The sequence below is a fragment of the Sediminibacterium sp. genome (assembly GCF_051860225.1).
Lineage (GTDB): Bacteria > Bacteroidota > Bacteroidia > Chitinophagales > Chitinophagaceae > Sediminibacterium.
This window is the reverse complement of record NZ_JBHYEI010000004.1, coordinates 72,096-94,194: the sequence shown is the minus strand read 5'-3', so window position 1 is coordinate 94,194 and position 22,099 is coordinate 72,096. Positions and strand designations below refer to the sequence as shown.

General features: G+C 36.9%; 26 protein-coding genes. 14 read left to right on the top strand and 12 right to left on the bottom strand.

All coding sequences use genetic code 11. The features are described from left to right. The first annotated feature begins 485 nt into the window (after window positions 1-485). The 3 genes from gatC to ACTIEI_RS13340 are packed head-to-tail and all read left to right on the top strand — an operon-like array spanning window position 486 to window position 2,090. Entirely contained in the window at window positions 486-776 is a 291-nt protein-coding gene (gatC, locus tag ACTIEI_RS13350; protein ID WP_439506791.1) for an Asp-tRNA(Asn)/Glu-tRNA(Gln) amidotransferase subunit GatC, read from the top strand. A gap of 6 nt (window positions 777-782) precedes the next feature. Beyond that, on the top strand, window positions 783-1,475 hold the full coding sequence (locus ACTIEI_RS13345) for an ABC transporter ATP-binding protein (protein ID WP_439506790.1): 693 nt from the start codon (window positions 783-785) through the stop codon (window positions 1,473-1,475). Between the two features lie 51 nt (window positions 1,476-1,526). Further along, window positions 1,527-2,090: a cob(I)yrinic acid a,c-diamide adenosyltransferase gene (locus ACTIEI_RS13340; protein ID WP_439506789.1), complete on the top strand. Its 564-nt coding sequence runs from the start codon at window positions 1,527-1,529 to the stop codon at window positions 2,088-2,090. 5 nt (window positions 2,091-2,095) lie between these two features. Here the strand turns inward: ACTIEI_RS13340 and ACTIEI_RS13335 are convergent, their stop codons facing one another. Next, window positions 2,096-2,746 carry an ABC transporter ATP-binding protein gene (locus ACTIEI_RS13335; protein WP_439506788.1) on the bottom strand — a complete coding sequence of 217 codons (651 nt, stop codon included), beginning with the start codon at window positions 2,744-2,746 and terminating at the stop codon, window positions 2,096-2,098. Between the two features lie 107 nt (window positions 2,747-2,853). On the opposite strand from ACTIEI_RS13335, the gene ACTIEI_RS13330 reads away from it, so the two are divergent. Further along, window positions 2,854-3,075, top strand: coding sequence for a DUF2795 domain-containing protein (locus ACTIEI_RS13330; protein ID WP_026751298.1), 222 nt, complete (start codon window positions 2,854-2,856; stop codon window positions 3,073-3,075). Between the two features lie 92 nt (window positions 3,076-3,167). Here ACTIEI_RS13330 and ACTIEI_RS13325 read toward each other — a convergent pair whose 3' ends face one another. The 6 genes from ACTIEI_RS13325 to ACTIEI_RS13300 all read right to left on the bottom strand — a co-directional run bounded on the left by ACTIEI_RS13325 (window position 3,168) and on the right by ACTIEI_RS13300 (window position 9,478). Then, window positions 3,168-3,431, bottom strand: a complete 264-nt coding sequence (locus ACTIEI_RS13325) for a SemiSWEET family sugar transporter (protein ID WP_439506787.1) — start codon at window positions 3,429-3,431, stop codon at window positions 3,168-3,170. Window positions 3,432-3,456: 25 nt separating this feature from the next. Further along, a complete protein-coding gene (locus ACTIEI_RS13320) occupies window positions 3,457-4,281 on the bottom strand; it encodes an enoyl-ACP reductase FabI (RefSeq protein WP_295186693.1) in 825 nt (274 codons plus the stop codon). Window positions 4,282-4,292: 11 nt separating this feature from the next. After that, entirely contained in the window at window positions 4,293-5,969 is a 1,677-nt protein-coding gene (recN, locus tag ACTIEI_RS13315; RefSeq protein WP_439506786.1) for a DNA repair protein RecN, read from the bottom strand. 78 nt (window positions 5,970-6,047) lie between these two features. Continuing rightward, window positions 6,048-7,538: a tetratricopeptide repeat protein gene (locus ACTIEI_RS13310; protein ID WP_439506785.1), complete on the bottom strand. Its 1,491-nt coding sequence runs from the start codon at window positions 7,536-7,538 to the stop codon at window positions 6,048-6,050. Between the two features lie 61 nt (window positions 7,539-7,599). Then, a complete protein-coding gene (locus tag ACTIEI_RS13305) occupies window positions 7,600-8,355 on the bottom strand; it encodes a zinc ribbon domain-containing protein (protein WP_439506784.1) in 756 nt (251 codons plus the stop codon). Between the two features lie 22 nt (window positions 8,356-8,377). Next, window positions 8,378-9,478, bottom strand: coding sequence for a Nif3-like dinuclear metal center hexameric protein (locus ACTIEI_RS13300; RefSeq protein WP_439506783.1), 1,101 nt, complete (start codon window positions 9,476-9,478; stop codon window positions 8,378-8,380). A gap of 33 nt (window positions 9,479-9,511) precedes the next feature. Here ACTIEI_RS13300 and ACTIEI_RS13295 point away from each other — a divergent pair, with 33 nt between their 5' ends. The 5 genes from ACTIEI_RS13295 (at window position 9,512) to ACTIEI_RS13275 (ending at window position 14,336) form a co-directional block, all read left to right on the top strand. Then, the gene (locus ACTIEI_RS13295) at window positions 9,512-10,360 is read left to right on the top strand and encodes an aminotransferase class IV (protein ID WP_439506782.1); all 849 of its coding nucleotides are present in this window, start codon (window positions 9,512-9,514) and stop codon (window positions 10,358-10,360) included. A 67-nt stretch (window positions 10,361-10,427) separates the two neighbouring features. Beyond that, window positions 10,428-11,633 carry a GTP-binding protein gene (locus tag ACTIEI_RS13290; RefSeq protein ID WP_439506781.1) on the top strand — a complete coding sequence of 402 codons (1,206 nt, stop codon included), beginning with the start codon at window positions 10,428-10,430 and terminating at the stop codon, window positions 11,631-11,633. Window positions 11,634-11,722: 89 nt separating this feature from the next. Next, window positions 11,723-13,036 (top strand): cryptochrome/photolyase family protein, encoded by a 1,314-nt coding sequence (locus ACTIEI_RS13285; RefSeq protein WP_439506780.1) that lies wholly within the window; start codon window positions 11,723-11,725, stop codon window positions 13,034-13,036. A 240-nt stretch (window positions 13,037-13,276) separates the two neighbouring features. Beyond that, window positions 13,277-13,831, top strand: a complete 555-nt coding sequence (locus ACTIEI_RS13280) for a DUF2911 domain-containing protein (protein ID WP_439506779.1) — start codon at window positions 13,277-13,279, stop codon at window positions 13,829-13,831. A 109-nt stretch (window positions 13,832-13,940) separates the two neighbouring features. Continuing rightward, a complete protein-coding gene (locus tag ACTIEI_RS13275; RefSeq protein WP_439506778.1) occupies window positions 13,941-14,336 on the top strand; it encodes a hypothetical protein in 396 nt (131 codons plus the stop codon). Window positions 14,337-14,523: 187 nt separating this feature from the next. Here ACTIEI_RS13275 and ACTIEI_RS13270 read toward each other — a convergent pair whose 3' ends face one another. Together ACTIEI_RS13270 and mqnB are read right to left on the bottom strand one after the other, a co-directional pair. Then, the gene (locus tag ACTIEI_RS13270; RefSeq protein WP_439506777.1) at window positions 14,524-15,300 is read right to left on the bottom strand and encodes a 1,4-dihydroxy-6-naphthoate synthase; all 777 of its coding nucleotides are present in this window, start codon (window positions 15,298-15,300) and stop codon (window positions 14,524-14,526) included. 36 nt (window positions 15,301-15,336) lie between these two features. Continuing rightward, the gene (gene mqnB, locus ACTIEI_RS13265; RefSeq protein ID WP_439506776.1) at window positions 15,337-16,005 is read right to left on the bottom strand and encodes a futalosine hydrolase; all 669 of its coding nucleotides are present in this window, start codon (window positions 16,003-16,005) and stop codon (window positions 15,337-15,339) included. A 67-nt stretch (window positions 16,006-16,072) separates the two neighbouring features. Between mqnB and ACTIEI_RS13260 the strand changes: the two genes are divergently transcribed. The 4 genes from ACTIEI_RS13260 to fabD all read left to right on the top strand — a co-directional run bounded on the left by ACTIEI_RS13260 (window position 16,073) and on the right by fabD (window position 18,702). After that, window positions 16,073-16,489 (top strand): 6-pyruvoyl trahydropterin synthase family protein, encoded by a 417-nt coding sequence (locus ACTIEI_RS13260; RefSeq protein WP_439506775.1) that lies wholly within the window; start codon window positions 16,073-16,075, stop codon window positions 16,487-16,489. A gap of 181 nt (window positions 16,490-16,670) precedes the next feature. After that, window positions 16,671-17,093 carry a 6-pyruvoyl trahydropterin synthase family protein gene (locus tag ACTIEI_RS13255; RefSeq protein ID WP_439506774.1) on the top strand — a complete coding sequence of 141 codons (423 nt, stop codon included), beginning with the start codon at window positions 16,671-16,673 and terminating at the stop codon, window positions 17,091-17,093. Then, window positions 17,050-17,772, top strand: coding sequence for a GTP cyclohydrolase I FolE (folE, locus tag ACTIEI_RS13250; RefSeq protein ID WP_439506773.1), 723 nt, complete (start codon window positions 17,050-17,052; stop codon window positions 17,770-17,772). The genes ACTIEI_RS13255 and folE overlap by 44 nt, the downstream gene beginning before the upstream one ends. Window positions 17,773-17,805: 33 nt before the next feature. Continuing rightward, window positions 17,806-18,702, top strand: coding sequence for an ACP S-malonyltransferase (gene fabD / locus ACTIEI_RS13245; RefSeq protein ID WP_439506772.1), 897 nt, complete (start codon window positions 17,806-17,808; stop codon window positions 18,700-18,702). Here the strand turns inward: fabD and ACTIEI_RS13240 are convergent. From ACTIEI_RS13240 to ACTIEI_RS13230, 3 genes are read right to left on the bottom strand one after another with little or no spacing between them, the layout of a single operon-like run. After that, the gene (locus ACTIEI_RS13240) at window positions 18,699-19,163 is read right to left on the bottom strand and encodes a GNAT family N-acetyltransferase (RefSeq protein WP_439506771.1); all 465 of its coding nucleotides are present in this window, start codon (window positions 19,161-19,163) and stop codon (window positions 18,699-18,701) included. The genes fabD and ACTIEI_RS13240 overlap by 4 nt on opposite strands. After that, a complete protein-coding gene (locus tag ACTIEI_RS13235) occupies window positions 19,160-20,383 on the bottom strand; it encodes a trans-sulfuration enzyme family protein (protein ID WP_439506770.1) in 1,224 nt (407 codons plus the stop codon). The genes ACTIEI_RS13240 and ACTIEI_RS13235 overlap by 4 nt, the downstream gene beginning before the upstream one ends. A 34-nt stretch (window positions 20,384-20,417) precedes the next feature. Further along, window positions 20,418-21,416, bottom strand: a complete 999-nt coding sequence (locus ACTIEI_RS13230; protein WP_439506769.1) for a beta-ketoacyl-ACP synthase III — start codon at window positions 21,414-21,416, stop codon at window positions 20,418-20,420. A 71-nt stretch (window positions 21,417-21,487) separates the two neighbouring features. On the opposite strand from ACTIEI_RS13230, the gene ruvA reads away from it, so the two are divergent. Next, window positions 21,488-22,072 (top strand): Holliday junction branch migration protein RuvA, encoded by a 585-nt coding sequence (ruvA, locus tag ACTIEI_RS13225; protein WP_439506768.1) that lies wholly within the window; start codon window positions 21,488-21,490, stop codon window positions 22,070-22,072. The last annotated feature ends 27 nt before the right edge of the window (window positions 22,073-22,099 follow it).

The window sequence follows — 22,099 nt, the reverse complement described above, 5'->3', positions numbered from 1 at the left end:
TATTTATGGTCAAGTATCGCCAAGCATGGCTTGGCAAAATTAGTTAGTTATGCAACTATTTTCCGAAGATAAGCTAAATTTTTTCCGGTGACTCCCTTATGGACAAAAAAAATATCAAATCTTTCTAGGGGAAAAATTTGATATTGAATGCATTGGTTTTTCGGGGGAATCTTACTCCTCTGACACTGCAGCGCCCTTGTAAGCAAAATACAAGCAAACAAGGTAAACTGCTAATAATACATATACTAGCATATTCGGGGGGATTTAGTTTTACTAATTTAAGTAGAAAATTAATCTAGCCTAATATTTTTATGTTAACATTTGTGAATAATCCAAAATTTAATATTTTATGACAAATATTTTACGGCTAGATGTAAAAAAGATTAAACAAAAATCTACAAACGATATTTTAACCGCTGTTTTGAAATAATTGCCACTCAAAATTTAGCACATCGCTTTAAAGTGGTTAAGCTTATTTTTGGAATATGGAAATTAGTGTAAAAACGATTCAGCACTTAGCACATTTGAGTCGGCTCGAAATTTCAGATGAGCAGGTTGCCAATTATCAAGCAGATATGCAACGAATGGTGACGTTTATTCAGCAGTTACAAGCGCTAGATACCAATGGGGTAGCTCCTTTGCGTATAATGGCAGATTCAAATAACGCATTCAGAGCCGACCAAATAACAAACAGCCTTACGGCAAAGGACGCACTCAAAAATGCACCGTCACACGACCAACATTACTTTAAAGTACCTACGGTTATCAAAAAATAAAGGATTATGTCTACAGAAGCAATTATACATTTAGAAGGAATTGAGAAAAGTTATTTCATGGGTAACCAGGCTATTCCTGTATTAAAAGGGATTAACCTAGATATTTTTAAGAACGAATATGTTGCTTTGATGGGGCCCTCCGGTAGTGGTAAAAGTACTTTAATGAATATCTTAGGTTGCTTAGATTCTCCAACAGGTGGCCGATATATTTTGAATGGCAAAGATGTGAGTAAGATGCTAGATGATGATTTAGCAGAAGTAAGAAATACAGAAATAGGATTTGTATTCCAACAATTTAATTTGCTTCCTAGATTAAGTGCAGCAGAAAACGTAGCACTTCCGTTGATTTATGCAGGGGTTTCTAAAAAAGAGCGACTAGAGAGAGCCCTTGCAGCATTAGATAAGGTAGGTCTTGCAGAAAGATCACACCATAAATCAAATGAGCTGAGTGGTGGTCAAATCCAAAGGGTGGCAATTGCGCGTGCCTTGGTAAATAATCCCTCCATATTATTAGCCGATGAACCTACTGGTAATTTAGATTCTAAAACTTCAGTAGAAGTCATGCAGATTTTTGGAAAATTACAAGAAGCCGGAAATACGGTGGTTTTAGTTACCCATGAAGAAGATATTGCAGCTTATGCACATCGTGTGGTAAGATTGCGTGACGGTTTAGTTGAAAGCGATACTACAAAATCTTAATTTGCCGAACATTTGAGCAATTGCTTTGTAATCATTGCTCAGTTATAGACTATGGCTATTAAGATTTACACAAAAACAGGTGATTTAGGAAAGACTTCATTAATTGGTGGAACGAAAGTTCCCAAAAGTCATATTAGGATTGATACTTATGGTACCGTAGATGAATTGAATTCATGGATTGGCGTAGTGAGTGATTATACCCCTGATGAGCATATAAAAGCGGTGTTGAAAGAAATTCAAGATCGTTTATTTACAGTTGGATCATCCTTAGCTTGCGATCCTGATAAAGAACCTTTGATGAAGATTCCTGATTTAAAAGAGTCGGATATAGTATTTTTAGAAAAGGAGATGGATGCAATGAATGAGGAGTTGCCAGCGATGAAATTTTTTGTATTACCTGGTGGACATTTGGCTATTTCTCAATGCCATGTTGCTCGTTGTGTATGTAGAAGGGCAGAGCGTTGCTGTGTAAATATGCAAGAACAAGAAATTTTTGTAGAGCCCTTAGTAATTAAATATTTGAACCGTCTCAGCGATTATTTATTTGTGCTCTCTCGTTATTTAGGGCATCAAATGGGGATTGATGAAATTCCTTGGAAGCCAAGAGTTAGCTAGGTTTTTTAAGCAAATAATCCGTCACGCATATGTAATACCCTGCTACTTAATGCAGCCAGCTCTTCATTGTGGGTTACAATCAAAAAGGTAGTTCCTAAATCTTCATTTATCTTGGTAAACAACTCATGCAATGATCTTGCATTAGTGCTATCCAAATTGCCGGTAGGTTCGTCTGCAAATACGATTAGGGGGTCATTAATTAATGCCCTAGCAACAGCCACACGCTGCTGTTCTCCTCCGGAGAGTTCATTGGGTTTGTGGTGTATACGATCGCCAAGGCCTAATAAATTTAATAATTCAATTGCTTTTTGTTTGACTTGATCTCTGGAACGATTAGCAATCCAACCCGGAATACATACATTTTCTAGGGCATCAAATTCTGGCAGAAGGTGGTGAAATTGAAAAATAAATCCAATATGCTTGTTTCTGAACTGCGCCAACTCACTGCTTGATAAACTGTTTAACAAATGCCCGGCTATTTCAATTTGACCGCTATCTGGTCTATCTAGTGTACCTAAAATATGTAATAAAGTGCTTTTGCCTGCACCAGATGAACCAACAATACTAATGATTTCCCCCTTTTCAATTGAAATATCTACCCCTTTTAAAACAGATAGAGGGCCAAATTTTTTGGTGATTGATGTTGCTTTTAGCATGAAAAGGGAGTATTTATTGAGCAAATTAACCATTTCTTTAGAGATGGGTAAAACTCACATTTGGATATATCATTTATACGGTTACTTTTGCAAAAATAATCGAGACTATGTTTTGGACATTAGAATTAGCAAGTTATTTAGAAGAAGCTCCCTGGCCTGCTACCAAGGATGAGTTGATCGATTATTCTATCCGCAGTGGTGCGCCATTGGAAGTGGTAGAAAATCTTCAAGAATTAGAGGACGAGGGGGAAGTGTATGAGAGCATCGAAGACATTTGGCCTGATTATCCAAGTCAGGAAGACTTTATGTTTAACGAAGACGAATACTAAAATAAAAATGGCTAACTGAGTTTTAGTTAGCCATTCTTTACTTCTTCCAATTTTATCTGCAGCACTTACGGACTAAATTCGTAAGCGCCTCTTTATTTCTTAGGGGGAAAGGTCATCTTAAAGTAAAAGAGTAGTAGTGCTAATGCCAGTACAATTAAATTGGCTGCCAACACAGGTCCACTCTTGACATTAACGGCGTATATCAACCAAACTATACAGCTTGTAATTACAATCAATATCATCCATATACTTAAGTCTCCTACACTTTTAGATTTCCATGCCAACCATACTTGTGGCATAAAAGTAATAGCGCTTAAGAATGCTCCAAAGTAACCTAAAAGGTCTACTAAATTCATAATGCTGTTTTAAGATTGAGTTGAATTATTCTTGATTGGCAATGCCTAGTTTTTCCATAACATCCATACTTACTCCTGTAGTTGAATAACCACCATCATGGAATAAATTTTGCATGGTAACCATTTTTGTAAGGTCAGAGAACAAGGTAATGCAATAATTAGCACAATCTTCTGCACTTGCATTCCCCAATGGGGCAACTGCATTGGCAAAATCGTAGAAGTCTCCAAAACCTTTAATGCCAGTACCTGCAGTAGTTTTAGTAGGAGACTGAGAGACCGTATTGATCCTTACTTTTTTCTCTAATCCATAATGGTATCCAAAACTTCTTGCGATGGATTCTAACATTGCTTTAATGTCGGCCATATCTGTATAGAACGGGAAAGTTCTCTGAGCGGCCATATAGGTTAGTGCAACAACCGAACCCCATTCGTTAATAGCATCCAATTTTTTGGCAACTGCTAACATTTTATGAAAAGACATTGCTGAAACATCAATGCCTTTCATGAAATAATCGTAATTCGATTCTGTATAGGGAATCTTTTTGCGAATATTTACACTCATTCCAATTGAATGTAAAACAAAATCAATTTTCCCTCCTAAGATTTCCTGTGATTGGGTAAATAGATTCGTTAATTCTTCTGTGCTGGTTGCATCAGCTGGAATTATTTGAGATCCTGTTTTTTCAGCAAGTTTATTAATCTCACCCATACGCATTGCAATGGGTGCATTAGTTAAAACAAATGTGGCGCCTTCTTCGTGTGCTTTTTCTGCTACTTTCCAAGCGATAGAGTTTTCATCAAGTGCGCCTGTTATTATACCACGTTTTCCTTTTAATAAATTATAAGCCATAAAGGGTTGATTTAGGTGCCGAATATACGAATCATTTCTTTCGCATTCTCTAATGCTGCTGCAGTAGGTTTTTCCCCACTAAGCATTTGGGCAATGACAGTGATTCTTTCGTCGTTTGTTAATATTTTGATATTGGTCTTTATCTGTTCTCCTTTTTGTTCTTTGTACACAAAGTAATGTGCATTTGCTTTCCCAGCTATTTGCGGTTGATGGGTAATACAGATAATCTGTCTTTTAGCTGCCATCTCTTGCATGATAATGCCTACTTGTTTGGCAGCTTCACCTGATATGCCGGTATCTATTTCGTCAAAAATAAGGGTTGGTAAGTCAATCGATTCTGCCACCAAAGATTTGATGCAAAGCATTAATCTGCTTAATTCTCCTCCACTGGCAACTTTACGAATAGGTTCGAATCTATTGCTTCTATTTGCATCAAATAAGAACTCAATTTGTTCTACGCCATATGCGTTTAATGCAACTGTTTGCATATTCACTTTTATTTGTGCATTGGGCATACCCACTTGCTTTAAAAGTGAATTAACCGATTCTTCAAATGGAGCAATCACTTTGTTTCGTGCAGCGGTAATTTGTTTTGCAGTTTGTTTTAACTGATGCATTAAATCGTTCGCCTGTACTTGCTTGGCTAATATGGCTTCGTCTATTGTGATTACTGCAAATAATTTACTCGATAATTCAGCCTGAATGGACAGTAATTCAGCAGTAGTGGTAACCCCATGTTTTTTGGTGAGTTTATATCCATCACTTAATCGCTGATTGACCCATTCAATTCTTTGTGCATCAAAATGAATGCTATTGTTGATTCGTTCTAATTCATCGGCAATATCTTGTAGCTCAATTTGACTGGCTTTGAGTCTATCAGATAAAATAGAAGCGTCACTTACTATTCCTTGAACAGATTGCAAACTATTATTGAGTTGTTTTATTCTTGCAACAATTGGTTCATCTGCACTAGCTAATTCAAAAGCTACTTTTTCTATTACCGTTTTAATTTCTTCGGCGTTCGAAAGCAATTTTAATTCTTCTTCTAATTGCTCTAATTCGTTTTCTTTTAAGTCTAATGCTTCTAATTCGTTACAGAGGTATTGATTATAATCTGCTTCTTTTTGTAAAGCCGCTTTTTGTGCTTGTAAATCGTTAAAATTGGCTAAAACAGTAGACCATTCTTTATAATACTGTTGGTGTGTTGCCAATAAATTTTCATTATTCGCCAAGGCATCAATAACCATTCTTTGAAAATCGGCATCGCCTAATTCGAGGGTATCAAACTGTTGGTGTAAGTCTACCAATAGACCCGCCAACTCTTTTAATTGTTGAAGGGTTGCAGGAGTATCATTGATAAATGCCCTTGATTTTCCATTACTTCCTATTTCTCTTCTGATTACTACACTCTCATCTGATAGTGAAGGTTCTTCAAAATCATTTAATTGTAAAAAAGAACGAACTGCCTGTTTTTTACCTGCTGTAAAATGACCTTCTATAATACATTTTCGGTCTTTGTTTACCAATACATTGGTATCTGCCCGTTCCCCTAAAATCAAACTTAAAGCACCCATCAAAATACTTTTCCCAGCACCTGTTTCGCCGGTAATAATATTGAGTCTGTCATCAAACTCAATACTCAATTCATCAATGATGGCATAATTCTGTATGGTTAGCTGACGCAACAACGGATTTGTTTTTAATAGAGCAGCAAGTTAACAAAGCTTACTCAATTTGGTACTAGACTTTTATCTAAAAATGACTACTTAATTACCAGTGCATCGTGCAATGCCCGATTTGGCCCGTTGATCTAATGAATCTTTGTACTCATGGTCTTCCATATTAATACATTTTTGGTAGTATTCTATCGCTAAAGCTTTTTCTCCTCTCTCTTCATATATTTGACCGATCTGTAATGCGGCTCTAGCTGCGTAATATTCCCTTCTGTTTTCGCCTAATCTTATCGCAATTAAATAGTTTTTAATGGCATCCTCTTTTTTCCCGAGGTCATCATATATTCTCGCAAGCCGATAGGCAAATTCTAATCTTTCTTCTTCTTTATTAAAATCGTTGGAAGATTTTCCCGCAAATTGTTTTAAAGCATCCAAATGATATCCTCCGTCATTTAATAACCTTGCTTTTAATAATATATTGTTGGGCCAATTCTTTGATTTAGCATCTTTTAAGGCTTTTTTATCTGCATCTGAGAAAGTAGATCCCTTTGAAATGGCCAACTGTTTGTGTGCATTTGCTTCTTTTAAGTTGCCTTGTAAATAATATGCCCAACTCATTTTCTGGTATACATCTTTCAAATAAAATTTTCCTTTAAATTGACTGGTATATTCACTAAAATATTGGATTGCTTCGGTAGTTTCTAAATGATATAAATGGGCATAACCCAATTGAAAATCCCAAACACTCAATTTTAAATATTCTGGGGATTTATTTAAATGATGTATGATTGATTTGGTTCGTTCTGCATCCTTATTATTTAGCGCAAGATTGGCTGCCATAAATGCATGTAAATGATTATTAACTAAGTCTAGTTTTTTTTGAATAATATAACCAAGAGATTCTTCTTTCTTATTTTCGAAATAGTATAGCAAATAGGTATATACAAAAGCAGATTCATTAAAGAATTGCTTTGCCGTAGCATCATTGCTATTGGCGAAATTGCGTACTTTCCTCATTCCTTCTGTGAGCGATCCTTTCATTCCAAACAAATTGGTAATCCATTTAAACCCTTTTGGAACGGTTCCAATTACTGCTTCTAAAGCCCCAAACCATAAATCGTTCAAGCTAAATTGTGGAAACTTTTTCCTGTTTTCTTTCAGCAATAAAAAAGCTCTTCTGCATTCCCAACCAGCATCCCAAAAATTTCCAAATTTAACTTGTACCATCGCACGCTGCATGCGAATAACTGCTTGGGAATATAAATAAAAAGGGGAGTTGGAGTTGCCTGCTTCTACTCGATCTAGTCGTTCTTGAAATTGAGGGAAAAGCCTGGTATAATCGGAGGGGTCTTCATTTAAAAATAGGGTGTAAAAGTCAATATAGTTTTCTAATAAAACAGGAATCAAGTTGTCGGGTTGCTGTAACTGCAGTTTTTGAATTTGCAGTTGTCCTGTTTTAGTTTTTAGTTTGGTGATATCTTGATAAGCCTGAAAGCAGGCTGCATTAAAATCAAATTTTGTTTGAGCCCATCCAGTAAAAGAGATACACAATAAGATAACTGAAGCGAATAGATTTTTCTTCACAACCTAAAAATAAGAAAGGGCAGCCAATTGACTGCCCTTGAGTATGTTAAATGCTGCTAATTTATTTTACATCCACACTATCATTCAAATCTGCATCTACTAAAATACGTCCGCAGTTTTCGCAAACGATAATTTTTTTATGCAAACGAATTTCACTTTGACGTTGAGGTGGAATAGAATTGAAGCAACCGCCACAAGCATCACGCTCAACAGCAACAACTGCTAAACCGTTTCTGTAGCTGGTTCTGATTCTATCGTAGCTGTAAATTAAACGCTCATCAATATGTGCTCTTGCGTCTGCACTGTATCCGTTTAATTCTGTTTCTTCTTTTACTGTATCAGCAATGATTTTTTCTAATTCACCTTTCTTGTGGTTTAAAACCCCTTCTTTCACTGCCACCATTTTCTTGGCATTCTCCAATTGCTTTACTTTTTCGGCTAATTCTTCGTTTGCATCACGAATATGCTTTTCGCAGAGTTTAACCTCAAGCTGTTGCATTTCTACCTCTTTATTGATGGCTTCGAATTCACGATTGTTTTTTACGTTCTCGCTTTGCTTTTCGTATTTAGCAATTAATGCTTCGCTTTCTTTAATAGCGTTTTTCTTTCCTTCAATGAATTCGCCAATACCATTAATTTCTTCTTCAATGCGGGTCTGACGAGCAGATAACCCTAGTATTTCATCTTCTAGGTCGCTCACTTCCATTGGAAGTTCTCCCTTTAAAACTTGAATTTCGTCTAGTTTGCTGTCAATCTTTTGTAAACGCAACAGGTTTACTAATTTTTCTTCAACGGAGAAATCTTTTGCAGATGCCATATCGTGTTGGTAATTATAGAGTTTATCCTAAAAAATAACGTACAGGATTTGTCTGAACGCTTGTTTTTAGGACGGCAAAGTTAGGGAATTTGCTGGTTATTAGCGAAAAAAGCAAGTCAATCGTGTATTGTTCACTTTCCCAGTGACCAATATCAGCTACAACCAGCTGGTTATTAGCATCAAAAAACTCATGGTATTTAATGTCTGCAGTCACAAAAAAGTCTGCACCTGCAACTATAGCTTCTTTAATTAGGAAACTGCCTGCTCCACCACAAAGGGCCACTTTTTCTACTTTTTTACCTAATAATGGGGTGTGTTTAATCAATTTTAGGTCAAATTGAGTCCTTAATAAGCTTAAAAAGGCATTTTCTTCCATGGGGGATTGCAACTGTCCAATCACTCCAGACCCTACTTTTTGGTTCAAATTGTTCAGGGGAATTAAATCATACGCCACTTCTTCGTATGGGTGGGCCGCTATTAGTGCTGCTACCACTGAATGTTCCAAATAATTAGGTAATATTACTTCGAGTCGGCTTTCTGCTACTAGTTCCCGCACTCCTTGGGTGCCAATGGTAGGATTTGACAGTGCTGATCCGCGAAAGCTTCCAATCCCCCCAGAACTAAAACTGGTTTCACTATACTCTCCAATATTGCCTGCACCCGCAGCAAATAATGCTTCTTGTACTTGCGCTAATTGTGGGGTGGGTACAAAAGTTACCAGTTTGGTTAATATGGATTGCTTGGGTTGCAAAATTTGGCAATGCGTTAATCCTAATTTTTGAGCAATGACACTGTTAACCCCGCCCCATACATTGTCTAAATTAGTATGGATTGCATAAATAGCTATATCATGTTTGATTGCATAAATCAAGGCCTCTTCCACATAGTTTTTTCCTGTGATTTTGGTAATGCCTTTAAATAAAATTGGATGATGGGCTACTACCAAATTAGCCCCCGAAGCTTTGGCTTCTTGCAATACTGCAAGGGTGGCATCTAGGGTGCAAACGACACCATTACATTCCCAATTGGCTGATCCTGTAATTAGGCCTGCATTGTCGTAAGACTCCTGATACGCAAGTGGGGCAAAGTTTTCTAGTGCTTTGGTTATCTCGGAGATTTTCATACTACGAATTTAGCTTCAATCTATCTTTGTTCTATGGTAGTTCCGCAATTTCTTTTTAGTGATGGCAAATATTTAAAGCAAGATAAACTGCTTATTTCACCGAATAATCGGTCATTTAGGTATGGGGACGGCTTTTTTGAAACGATGAAATGGCACAAGGGAAAGATTTTACTTGAGCAGTTGCATATGGAGCGTTTATTTGCTACTTTAAATACCCTGCATTTTAAACCGCCGGCTTATTTTACCACCGATTATATTGTGGATGCTGTTCAACAATTAGTTGCTAAAAATCAACATCATCAATTAGCTCGGGTTCGAGTTACTATTTATAGAGGGGATGGTGGAATTTATGATGAACAAAATCATTTTCCACACTTACTCATACAAACATGGGCATTGAACCCAATGAATAATCGATTAAACGAAAACGGTTTAGAGATTGATATTTATGCTGCTGCGGTAAAACATGCTGATCATTTCTCTTTATTGAAATCGAATAATTATTTAGGCTATGCGATGGCTGCAATATGGGCTAAAGAACATCATTTAAATGATGCGATTTTATTAAATCCACAAGGCAATATTGCTGATGCAACCATTGCAAATATTTTTCTAATTACCAATGGAACTATTTTAACGCCCACTTTATCTGAAGGTCCAGTAGCAGGGGTGATGCGTCGATTTGTTTTAAAGCAATTAAACGCTAAAGGCTATGAAGTAAAAGAGGGGATAGTTACTGTAGCTGATTTGGCCAATGCGTCTGAAGTATTTTTAACCAATGCCATTTATGGAATGCGTTGGGTTAAGCAATGCGGCAAGCGTTCCTATGCACATCAGTTAGTGCCGCATTTGTATAAAGAAATTATTGCAGGTATGTTTTAGTTTGAAATTACTTGCAACATTGTTGCATTATTGAAACAATTGCTTTATTTTGCAACAAAGTTGCATAATGAATAAACGTAAATTACCTGTTACACTATTAAGTGGATTTTTAGGTTCTGGAAAAACAACGCTGCTCAATCATATTCTGCATAACAAAGTGGGTTTGAAGGTAGCTGTTATTGTAAATGATATGAGTGAAGTGAACGTAGATGCTAATTTGGTTAAGAACCAAAATGTATTGTCACGAACAGAGGAGAAGTTAGTTGAAATGAGTAATGGATGTATTTGTTGCACATTGAGAGAAGACTTGATGGTGGAAGTTGAAAAATTAGCGAACGAAAATCGATTTGATTACTTGCTCATTGAGAACACTGGTATTGGAGAGCCAGTTCCGGTTGCACAAACCTTTAGTTTTGTAAGTGAGGATGGAAAAATTGATCTCTCTCAATTTAGTTATATTGATACATTGGTTACAGTGGTTGATTGCTTTAATTTCTTTAAAGATTTTGGTACCAATGAATTGTTGATAGATCGAAAATTAACAGATATCGATGGAGATTACAGGACTATTGTAAACTTACTTACCGATCAAATTGAATTTGCTAATGTAATTGTATTGAATAAAACTGATTTAATTGATGCACCAACCCTTGGCTTATTAAATGCGGCAATCAAAAAACTAAATCCAACTGCTAAGCTCATTGCTACTTCATTTTCAAAAGTGGATCCCAATGAATTGCTGAATACGGGTCTTTTTGATTTTGAAGAAGCCCAACATGCTGCTGGTTGGCAAAAAGAATTAGAAGGGGGAGTGCACACCCCAGAAACGGAAGAATACGGCATAAGCTCTTTCGTTTTCAGAAATCAAAAACCATTTCATCCTTTGCGATTTTGGCAGTATTTAAATAATGAATACCCAATGGGTGTCATACGTGCAAAGGGGTTATTTTGGTTGGCATCTAGACCTAATGAAGCCATTAATTTTAGTCAAGCTGGGGGATCTTCAAGATTAGAAACAGCGGGTGTTTGGTGGATGAGCATGCCTTATGCGGAACGAATCAAGTATCCCTCTTTTGTTGAAAATCAAACCTATATTGAATCAAAGTGGCATAAAGTCTGGGGCGATCGTATGAATGAATTAGTATTTATTGGACAAGATATTGATCAAGCAACTGTGACTGCAGCACTAGAAAAATGTTTATTGCTAGAAGATGAACTGCGTTTTATGAATGACTCAATAGGTTTTGCAGATCCTTTTCCTAAGAATATATAGGTTCATTTGCATGTTTACTGTTGCAATTGATTTACAACCTTCCTTTTAAACTTTTTAGATTCTCTATTGTTTAAGATAAAATAGTTGTAATGAAACCTATAGTAAACATAATTTGGTTTAGAAGAGACCTGAGATTAAAAGACAATGCTGCTTTGTATCATGCATTGAAATCGGGAGTTCCTGTTTTGCCTATATTCATTTTTGATACCACTATTTTGGATCAATTGCAAGATAAGTCAGACAAGCGCGTGGCATTTATACATTCCGCCTTGACTGAAATGCAAACCGAACTAGTTGGAATGGGAAGCACTTTGCAAGTATTCCATGGAAAGCCATTGGATATTTTCGCGCAGTTGGTTCAGTTGTATACCATAAAAACTGTATTTGCTAATCACGATTATGAGCCTTATGCCTTAGAGCGAGATAAGTCCATTGCTGATCTGCTTACTCAGGCTGGTGTTGGGTTTGAAACATATAAGGACCAAGTGATTTTTGAAAAAGATGAAGTAACTAAAGATGATGGTAAACCCTACACCGTATTTACACCTTATTCAAAAAAATGGAAGGCAAAACTTAATGCTGATTATTTGAAGCCTTATTTAACCGAACAATATTTTACTGCTTTTTACAAGCAATCGCCTATTCATATTCCGTCTCTTGCTTCCATGAATTTTCAAGAAGTACCAATTGAATTTCCTTCGAAAAAATTAGATGAGGAAATCGTTCGTAAATACAGTCAAAACAGAGATTTTCCTGCATTGGAAAAAGGGACTTCTAAAATGGGCGTGCACTTGCGTTTTGGCACAGTAAGCGTTCGTGCTTTAGCTACTATTGCCGCTGGATTAAACGAAACTTATTTGAATGAATTAATCTGGAGAGATTTTTATCAAATGATTCTATGGCATTTTCCTAAAGTAGGTAAGGGGCATGCTTTCAAAGCAGAATACGAAAAAATTAAATGGCGCAATAATGAAGCCGAGTTTCAAAAGTGGTGCGAAGGAAAAACAGGTTATCCTATTGTGGATGCTGGAATGCGTGAATTAAATGCTACAGGTTTTATGCACAATCGTGTGAGAATGATTGTGGCTTCTTTCTTGACCAAGCATTTACTCATCGATTGGCGTTGGGGGGAAGCTTATTTTGCGAATAAATTATTAGACTTCGATTTGTCGGCAAATAATGGTAGTTGGCAATGGGCGGCCAGTAGTGGTTGCGATGCAGCACCTTACTTCAGGGTGTTTAATCCTTACTTACAAACGGAAAAATTTGATAAAGATCTAAAGTATATTAAGCAATGGGTACCTGAGTTTCAAGAGTTCAATTATCCGCAGCCTATTGTAGTGCATGAAGTTGCGCGGAAGCGTGTTCTTGAAACCTATGCTGCTGCGTTGAAGCCTGTTTAAATTTTATTTGGTTCTCTGGGGTTGAAAAATTCTTCACTACAATCCCTTTTCAAGGTCTTAAATGTGAAGAATTTTTCCCCAGAGAACCAATTGAATCTATACTTCAACGTAGCGCATATAGAAGTCTTAAATGCGCAGTGAAAATTTTCCCACAGTCAACCATATATAATTAGGCTTCAAAGCGGCAGCATGCCTTAACTTTAAATGTTACTTTTAGTGTTGAATATTAAATGATTTTTTATGCGTAGTGCTTTTCTGTTTTTTATTGCTTTATTTTTTTCATTGGTGGGTATTGCTCAGCATGAAAACCATACCATGCCTAAGGATACTGTTGTGAAAGCTAAAAGTCCTAGAACTTCTGTGATGGAAATGGTTGGAGATAATCATGTACATATAGATTATGGTTCTCCAAGTGTTAGAGGAAGGAGTATTTGGAACGGATTAGTTGCTTATGGTCAAGTTTGGGCAACTGGTGCACATAAAGCCACATGGATTGAGTTTTCTGCTGATGTTCTAATCAACAATAAATTGATTCCAAAGGGTAAATATGGTTTTTTTACTATTCCCGATAAAAATCAATGGACACTAATATTGAGTAAAGATTGGGATATGCATTTGGCGGACGCGTATAACCAAGAAAATGATTTGATCCGGATTGTAACTAGGCCAAAGAAAAATAAAAGCTTAACCGAAGCGCTTGAATATAAAATTATTCCAACTGGAAATGATAAAGCTAAAGTGGAGCTAAGTTGGGAATACTTAACTGTTTCCTTTGATTTTCAAAATGCAAAATGATAATTATTAACAGTTTGTGTTGTGGTTACATGCATTATTAGTTGTAGCTTACTGTATGATTTAGATATTTTCTGATTACAGCAAATCACATTTATCTAAAATCTTATTTATGAAATTGTTCAATTACTTCTTTGTATTGACATCGTTTGTTGCCTTTGCATCTTGTGCTACCACCGCCAAATTTCCTATTTCTTCTGTAGTTCCTGCTGCTGAAATTACCGCGAAAAAAAAGACGGATGACAATAAAAACAATACGCTTGAGATTACGGCACGTAATCTGGCAAGTCCTGATCGTTTAGTTCCTGCTGGAACCAATTACAGTATTTGGGTAGTATCAAAAGGGCAGGGTACCAAGAATGTTGGTCAGCTATTAGTGACCAACGGAGATAAAGCTAGTTTCAAGACTACTACTGCTTTTGACTTTGATGAAGTGTTTATTACCGTAGAAAATCAAAGTGACTTAAGTTATCCTACTGGAGTTGAAATTTCTCGTACCAAGTTTTAAATGAGTGCATGCATCAGCAAACATTTTTTCTTCGCTGCAATCCTTCTTCGAAGTCTTAAATGCTCAGAAAAAATTTTCCTGACGCATGCTTTAGTGATTACTTGTGTCTGGAAAATTCATGCCGAGCATTTAATACGTGTTAACGGATTGTAGCGAAGGCATGAAAATTTCCAGACATATTAAGACCTTAAATGCGTGTAAGTTTTTCAACTGCTTGTAAGCCTTCGATGCCGAGATCGAGCGAAAAATTATTTACATAGAGGTTAATATGCTGCCGCATTACTTCTTCGCTCATTTCTTGCGCATGCTCAATTACATAAGGTGCAACTGTTGGATAGTTTGCAAATGCATATTCAATACTTTGCTTAATTAAAGCGTCTACTTGTTGTATGATTATGGGGTCAATTGTTTTCTTAGCAATGATTCCGCCTAAAGGAATGGGCAATTGTTGCGTCTCTTCCCAATATGCACCGAGGTCAATTATTTTTTCTAATCCCTTGGCTTCATAAGTGAATCGGTTCTCGTGTATGATTACACCGGCATCTACTTCTCCATTCAGAACCGCATTTTCTATTTCATGAAATACCTTGAATACTTTTTTTGTTGCGTTGGGATATGCCAAACTAAATAACAAATGTGCGGTGGTATTTTCGCCTGGTATGGCAATAGTCATGTCATCTACTGAATTGAATTTGCCTGGTTGGGTAATCAATAAAGGTCCTACACCTTTACCTAAAGCACCTCCGCTATTCAATAAGTTATACTGATGGTGCACTTTATTCCATACCCCATAACTGATTTTTGAAAAATCCATCTTGCCTTGTAACGCCCACTCATTAAGGGTTTGAACGTCTTCTAAATACACATCAAATGAAATGCCATGCGTATTTATTTTTTGATTTACCAGCGCATCAAAAATAAATGTATCGTTGGGGCAGGGGGAAAATGCCAGACTAAATTTCATAATTACAGATTGTTTGAAAAGCCATTCTTTTCAGATTTATTTCACATTATACAATCTATCAACATATTGGATCAATGCTTTGTTGAGTCCTTCAATGCTCTCTTTCAACAACCATTTACTTTTATCTCTTTCGCCAACATAATTAGAAATGGCTCTTATTTGTATAAAAGGAATTCCAGTTTCTCTACCGACATAATGTAGTGATGCTCCTTCCATGCTTTCTATGGCAGCTCCATATTTCTTCTTTAATTGTATAATTCGATCTGGCTGTGTTGTTACTTGATTGACTGTTATACCGTCCACTACTGGCAAATTCAATAAATTGTATTGCTTGAGCCAAGGATTGGGGAGTTTTCTTTTCTCGAAAGGATGATAGCTGCTTTTTTCTAGCTTCATGTCGAATAGGTCTTTCCAGTAGCCTTTTTCTTCTACTCCGGTATCTCCTAACATTTCATTGTTAATCACTACCACTTGGCCGGGTGCCCATTTTTTACTGAAACTTCCCGCTATTCCAGCTTGTATAATTAAATCGGGTCGTTCTTCTAAGGCTAGGCGAGTGATCGAAACAGCTGAGGCCAATATTCCCACACCAGATTGATAAAACTGCAACTTTAATCGCTGGCTTTTACCTGTGTACAGCTCGTTGATGTCTACAAATGTAGGCATCCATTCTGTTGTTGTGGCTGATGTAATGACGATCCTCATATTGTAAAGTTGACGAAAAACACGCAACTTTCTCCAATTTTGTACCTTTGCAAAAATTTTTAACGGAATGGTGTACCTGACCAGACAAGAACATTTTAATGCAGCTCATAAATTATTCAACCCTGCTTGGTCTAAAGAACGAAATGAACAGGTTTTTGGAGTTTGTGCCAATGAAAACTGGCATGGGCATAATTATGATCTGTATATTACTATTAAAGGTATACCTGACCCGGAAACTGGATTCTTATTTGACGTTAAATCACTCAGTAAACTCATTAAGATTCATGTTATTGACCACTTAGATCATAAGAATTTGAATATGGATGTGCCTTTTATGGCAGGTAAAATGTGTAGTACAGAAAATTTAGCTTTGGCCATTTGGAACCAATTGGCTCCTCATTTACCTAGCCCCGTGAAGCTGCATTGTGTAAAGTTGTATGAAACACCCCGCATTTATGTGGAATATTTTGGGGAGCAACTTTAAACAATATCCTTTTTCTTGCGTTATAGTTATATAAAATCTGCCAAATAAGCTCTTTTTAGGTTTCTGGTACGTATTTGGATAGATTTATAGAACAATTGGTTTGGACACTTGATCAGCACACTTCTGAAACAGTACCAAATAATCAACGTTCTCTTGGCATTTGACTTTAGATTATAAAAAAATGAATAATAAAAGAATCACTGTATTCCGCAAGGAGCATTTTAATGCAGCACACCGACTGAATAACCCAGCTTGGTCTGCCGAGCGCAATAAAGCGGTTTTTGGATTATGTAATAATGAAAACTTTCATGGCCATAACTATGAATTGATTGTTCAGGTTTCAGGTGAAATTGATCCTGATACAGGCTATTTGATTGATTTGAAAATATTGAGCGATATTATTAAGGAACAGGTGTTAAACCGGTTTGATCATAAAAATTTGAATCTAGATACGCAGGAATTTAAAGACTTGAATCCGACTGCTGAAAATATTGCAGTAGTTATTTACGACTTAATAAGGGCTAAACTAGAAGAGAAGTTTACTTTAAAAATTAGATTGTATGAAACAGAACGAAATTTTGTCGAATATCCGACTGAATGGTGATAAGATTATTTTCACAGATGAAGACCTTGTAGACGAAATGGGAGACAACCATATTAGTACTTCTGTGGATACCCCAATGGTAGCTGGTGCTTTTGATAAATCGGATGAAGAGAAAATCGCGATTATTCAAGACCATTTTAGAGCTATCATGGAAACCCTAGGACTTGATCTTACGGATGATAGTTTGAAGGGAACACCAAAGCGTGTGGCTAAAATGTATGTTAAAGAAATTTTTAGTGGGCTTAATCCTGCTAATAAACCCGCAGTTGCTTTATTTGACAACAAATACAAGTACAATGAAATGCTGGTTGAAAAGAATATTTCTTTTTACAGTAATTGTGAACACCATTTTGTTCCAATCATTGGTAAAGCACACTTGGCTTACATTAGCAATGGCAGGGTAATTGGCTTAAGCAAATTGAACCGTTTAGTTGAGTTTTATGCTAAACGTCCTCAAGTGCAAGAGCGTTTGACTATGCAAATTGCTAAAGAATTACAGCGCGAATTAGGGACCGAAGATGTAGCTATTGTAATTGATGCAAAACACCTTTGTGTAGCAAGTAGAGGTGTTGAAGACGATACTTCGTCTACAATCACTTCATTCTATGGAGGTAAGTTTAAAGAAGAAAAACGCAAGGAAGAATTCCTTAGATACTTAGAATTAAAAACTGAGTTTTAAAAAATCATTTACTTTGCCATAAATTAAATATTTATGGCAAAGCATGCTTTTGTTTTTCCTGGTCAGGGTGCTCAGTTTACTGGCATGGGAAAAAATTTATACGATGCGCATTCCTCTGTAAAAGAATTGTTTGAGCAAGCCAATGATATCCTTGGTTTCCGTATCAGCGACACCATGTTTACTGGAACGGATGAAGCGCTCAAGCAAACCAATATTACTCAGCCCGCTATTTTTATTCATTCTGTTGCTGCTTTTAAAACAATTGAAGGAGCAAAACCAGATATGGTTGCAGGACATTCTTTGGGTGAGTTTTCTGCCCTTGTTGCCAATGGTGTGTTGGCTTTTGATAAAGCTTTAGAGCTGGTTAGCATTCGTGCAAAAGCAATGCAAAAAGCCTGCGAATTAAATCCTTCAACTATGGCTGCTGTGTTAAATTTAGCCGATGAAAAAGTAGAAGAAATTTGCGCAGCTATTCAAGCTGAGACTGGTGAAGTGGTAGTGGCAGCTAATTACAATTGTCCGGGCCAACTCGTTATAAGTGGCTCTGTTAAGGCAATTGAAATAGCTTGTATAAAAATGAAAGAAGCTGGTGCTAAGCGTGCTTTGGTATTACCTGTCGGTGGCGCTTTCCATTCCCCTTTAATGGCTCCAGCCAAAACTGAATTGGCTGCTGCAATTGAAGCAGCTGTTTTTAACACACCTTCTTGTCCTGTTTATCAAAATACGGTTGCAAAAGCAGTTGCTGATCCACAAGAAATAAAACAAAACTTAATTAATCAATTAACGGGTGCAGTAAAATGGACGCAATCTGTTCAAGCAATGGTTGCAGACGGTGCAACTGAATTTACCGAATGTGGTCCTGGTAAAGTATTACAAGGATTGGTTGGTAAAATTGCAGGTACTGCTGTTGTCGTAAATGGAGTTAACTAATTATTCAAGCTGCAATTAATCCATTCTGGGTCAAAATCGGCATTGTATTTTTTATAGAATCGTATGGCAGGTTCATTCCATTCCAATACCTGCCATACCATTCCTTTGAATCCTTTTTCCTTACATTCTTCTATGAGTTGGTCAAATAATAATTTACCAATTTTTTGTCCCCTCATTTGTTCAGTTACCAGTATATCTTCTAAGTACATTCTTTGTCCTTTCCAAGTGCTATATCGAATATAGTATAAAGCAAAACCATGTATTTCAGTACTCCCATCTGTTTTGGTTTCTTCCGCTACAAATGCCCACCATACGGGTTTTTCGCCAAATCCACTTTCAATAAAATGGTCTAAGGTTACCGTCACTTCGTTGGGTGCTTTTTCGTATAAAGCCAACTCTTTTATTAATTCGAGTAATCGTGCACAATCTTTGCTTTCTGCTCTTCTGATTTGAATATTCATAGTGTATTTAGCGCTTGTTCAAAGTCTGCAATAATGTCTTCAATATTTTCTATTCCTACACTTAATCTAATTAATCCATCGGTGATATCAAATTGCAAACGTTCTTCTTTTGATAATCCCATATGACTCATGCTTGCAGGGTGTGATAACAAAGTATCTGGTGTTCCAAATGAAATGGCTCTAATGCCAATTTGCAATGCATCAATGAATTTTTTCCCTGCTTCAATGCCGCCTTTTAGTTCAAAGCTCATTAGTGCGCCTGCATGCTTCATTTGTTTTTTAGCAATGGTATAATCAGGGTGAGTGGGTAGTCCGCAATAATTTACTTTTTCTACTGCTGTATGGTTTAATAAATATTCGGCTACCTGCATTGCATTGCTGCAGTGTCGCTCCATCCTTAATTCTAGTGTTTTTAATCCATTCGTTAATAAAAAGGAATCGAATGCATTGCTATTGCCTCCCAATAAAACATGCCATTTCCAAATGGGGCCATTCATTAAAGCAAGGTCTTTTCCTAATAAGATTCCACCAATTGCCGTACCATGTCCATTTAAAAATTTAGTGGTACTATGCATCACAAAATCTGCACCCCACTTAAATGGTTGTTGCAAATATGGAGTTGCTGCAGTGTTGTCAACTGAAACTAAAATGCCTTTGCTTTTTGCAATGATGCATACCTTTTCTATATCTATACAACGTAATGTAGGATTAGAGGGCGTTTCAATATGAATCAATTTTATAGAAGGATATTGAACAAGTGCTGCTTCAATAGCAGCTTCATTATTTAGGTTGATCATCACTGTCTCTACACCTGTATCCGCTAATACTTTGTGCAAGAGCTCGTGTGTGCCACCATACAATGCTTGATGCGTTAATACAGTGTCTCCTTTGCTTAAAGTGCCTAAAAATAAGGTACTTAAAGCGGCTTGACCACTAGCATGCAATAGGGCTTTGACTTTCAGCGGCTCACCTTCTTCGTTGGTAAGTCCAAATGTTTCTAGTGCTGCAATAATTTCTTCCGCAACAGTAAAACTTGGATTGCCCCATCTGCTGTATATTTTGGTTTTATCTGCACCTGCAAATCGTTCACTGCCTTCTGTTGCTGTATCAAAGGTAAATGTTGAACTGGCATAGATGGGTGTTAGGTGTGCATGCTCTGCATTACTATGACCAGATGCATGTATGGCAGTGGTTCCAATTCCTTTGAACTTTTTATTCATACCCTTCTTTTCTTTTTTAAAATAGTGTCGGCAATTATTCACTGTCGTATGCCCACTTAATCCAAGTGGCACCCCAAGTGAATCCTCCCCCAAATGCTGCTAAAACAATATTATCTCCTTTCTTTAATTGCTTTTCCCAATCCCACAAACAAAGAGGTAATGTTGCTGCTGTTGTGTTACCATATTTTTGAATATTGATCATGACTTTTTCTTTGGGAAGCCCCATTCTATTAGCCGTTGCATCAATGATTCTTAAGTTGGCCTGATGTGGCACCAACCAAGCGATATCCTCTGCAGTTAAATTATTTCGCTCTAATAATTCTGCACTCACATCGGCCATTCCTTTTACCGCAAATTTGAAAACAGCTTGGCCTTCTTGATATGCATAGTGTTCCTTAGCCATTACTGTTTCTACACTTGCTGGCTTTAAGGACCCTCCAGCTTTCATATGTAAATATTGTCTGCCACTTCCATCGCTACGTAAGATGCTGTCTTTAATACCTTCTTCCTCTTCGGTAGGCTGTAATAAAATGGCTCCAGCTCCATCTCCAAAAATGATGCAAGTTGCTCTATCTGTATAATCAATAATGGAACTCATTTTATCTACCCCTACTACAATTACATTTTTGTAACGTCCACTTTCTATGAACATAGCGCCGGTTGTAACTGCATATAAGAATCCACTACAGGCAGCACTCATATCAAATCCCCAAGCATTGGTTGCCCCCAATTTGTCGGCTATGATATTGGCTGTTGCCGGAAATACCATGTCTGGTGTTACCGTTGCACAAATAATGCAATCAATATCTGTAGGGGCTAGGTTTTTTTTACGAAGTATTTCTAGTATTGCAGGAACTGCCATATCGCTGCTGGCTTTGCCTGGTTCTTTGAGTATTCTTCTTTCTTCAATACCAGTTCTGGTTCTAATCCACTCGTCGTTGGTATCTACCATTTTTTCTAAATCAAAATTGGTCAACTTTGTTTCTGGAACAAAGCCTCCAACTGCCGTAATAGCTGCGCTTCTTTTATTCATTTATTATCTAGATTATATAAAAGGTTGAAGGTACGCCTTATTGCTTTCTTTTTGCTATTTTCGTATCATTTATGATAGCATTCGTTCGTGGTCAATTTGCCGTTAAAACGCCTGCCCGAGTGGTAGTAGATGTGAATGGAGTAGGGTATGATCTTCAAATTAGCCTGAATACCTTTTCTGCAATTAGCAATAAAGAAAGCGGGCAATTGTTTACTTATTTGCATATTACAGAGAATGCACATACTTTATTTGGCTTTGCTGAACTATCCGAAAAAGACCTGTTTCTACAATTAATCAGCGTTTCTGGGGTGGGAGCATCCACTGCTAGGATGATGTTGTCGGGTATGAAACCTGAAGAAATTACTCGTGCAATCGTGCAGGGTAATACCAAACAGTTAGAGGGTATAAAGGGAATAGGGAAAAAATCGGCCGAAAGATTGATTGTTGAATTAAGGGATAAACTGGCCAAACAGCATAATGAAAACATTTTACCCGGATTTGTTACCCCGCAAATGGATTCGGATGCCATAAATGCATTAATTTCATTAGGTATTGGTAGAGCAATGGCTGAACAAGCTGTTAAGAAAACCATGCAAAACACCCCCGAAAACAGTTCATTAGAAGACATTATTAAACAAGCACTCAAAAACCTCTGACCATCGAATTGAGCTTTACTTAACCAA

Bases quoted from the DNA above. Each gene is read 5' to 3' on its own strand.
- ACTIEI_RS13340 (WP_439506789.1), top strand. From the start codon at position 1,527: ATGGCTATTAAGATTTACACAAAAACAGGTGATTTAGGAAAGACTTCA.
- fabD (WP_439506772.1), top strand. From the start codon at position 17,806: ATGGCAAAGCATGCTTTTGTTTTTCCTGGTCAGGGTGCTCAGTTTACT.
- ACTIEI_RS13295 (WP_439506782.1), top strand. From the start codon at position 9,512: ATGGTAGTTCCGCAATTTCTTTTTAGTGATGGCAAATATTTAAAGCAA.
- ACTIEI_RS13305 (WP_439506784.1), bottom strand. From the start codon at position 8,355: ATGGCATCTGCAAAAGATTTCTCCGTTGAAGAAAAATTAGTAAACCTG.
- ACTIEI_RS13270 (WP_439506777.1), bottom strand. From the start codon at position 15,300: ATGAAATTTAGTCTGGCATTTTCCCCCTGCCCCAACGATACATTTATT.
- mqnB (WP_439506776.1), bottom strand. From the start codon at position 16,005: ATGAGGATCGTCATTACATCAGCCACAACAACAGAATGGATGCCTACA.
- ACTIEI_RS13330 (WP_026751298.1), top strand. From the start codon at position 2,854: ATGTTTTGGACATTAGAATTAGCAAGTTATTTAGAAGAAGCTCCCTGG.
- ACTIEI_RS13290 (WP_439506781.1), top strand. From the start codon at position 10,428: ATGAATAAACGTAAATTACCTGTTACACTATTAAGTGGATTTTTAGGT.
- ACTIEI_RS13255 (WP_439506774.1), top strand. From the start codon at position 16,671: ATGAATAATAAAAGAATCACTGTATTCCGCAAGGAGCATTTTAATGCA.
- ACTIEI_RS13280 (WP_439506779.1), top strand. From the start codon at position 13,277: ATGCGTAGTGCTTTTCTGTTTTTTATTGCTTTATTTTTTTCATTGGTG.
- ACTIEI_RS13260 (WP_439506775.1), top strand. From the start codon at position 16,073: ATGGTGTACCTGACCAGACAAGAACATTTTAATGCAGCTCATAAATTA.
- gatC (WP_439506791.1), top strand. From the start codon at position 486: ATGGAAATTAGTGTAAAAACGATTCAGCACTTAGCACATTTGAGTCGG.
- ACTIEI_RS13325 (WP_439506787.1), bottom strand. From the start codon at position 3,431: ATGAATTTAGTAGACCTTTTAGGTTACTTTGGAGCATTCTTAAGCGCT.
- ACTIEI_RS13335 (WP_439506788.1), bottom strand. From the start codon at position 2,746: ATGCTAAAAGCAACATCAATCACCAAAAAATTTGGCCCTCTATCTGTT.
- ACTIEI_RS13285 (WP_439506780.1), top strand. From the start codon at position 11,723: ATGAAACCTATAGTAAACATAATTTGGTTTAGAAGAGACCTGAGATTA.
- ACTIEI_RS13275 (WP_439506778.1), top strand. From the start codon at position 13,941: ATGAAATTGTTCAATTACTTCTTTGTATTGACATCGTTTGTTGCCTTT.
- ACTIEI_RS13345 (WP_439506790.1), top strand. From the start codon at position 783: ATGTCTACAGAAGCAATTATACATTTAGAAGGAATTGAGAAAAGTTAT.
- ACTIEI_RS13300 (WP_439506783.1), bottom strand. From the start codon at position 9,478: ATGAAAATCTCCGAGATAACCAAAGCACTAGAAAACTTTGCCCCACTT.
- ACTIEI_RS13230 (WP_439506769.1), bottom strand. From the start codon at position 21,416: ATGAATAAAAGAAGCGCAGCTATTACGGCAGTTGGAGGCTTTGTTCCA.
- folE (WP_439506773.1), top strand. From the start codon at position 17,050: ATGAAACAGAACGAAATTTTGTCGAATATCCGACTGAATGGTGATAAG.
- ACTIEI_RS13320 (WP_295186693.1), bottom strand. From the start codon at position 4,281: ATGGCTTATAATTTATTAAAAGGAAAACGTGGTATAATAACAGGCGCA.
- ruvA (WP_439506768.1), top strand. From the start codon at position 21,488: ATGATAGCATTCGTTCGTGGTCAATTTGCCGTTAAAACGCCTGCCCGA.
- ACTIEI_RS13235 (WP_439506770.1), bottom strand. From the start codon at position 20,383: ATGAATAAAAAGTTCAAAGGAATTGGAACCACTGCCATACATGCATCT.
- ACTIEI_RS13240 (WP_439506771.1), bottom strand. From the start codon at position 19,163: ATGAATATTCAAATCAGAAGAGCAGAAAGCAAAGATTGTGCACGATTA.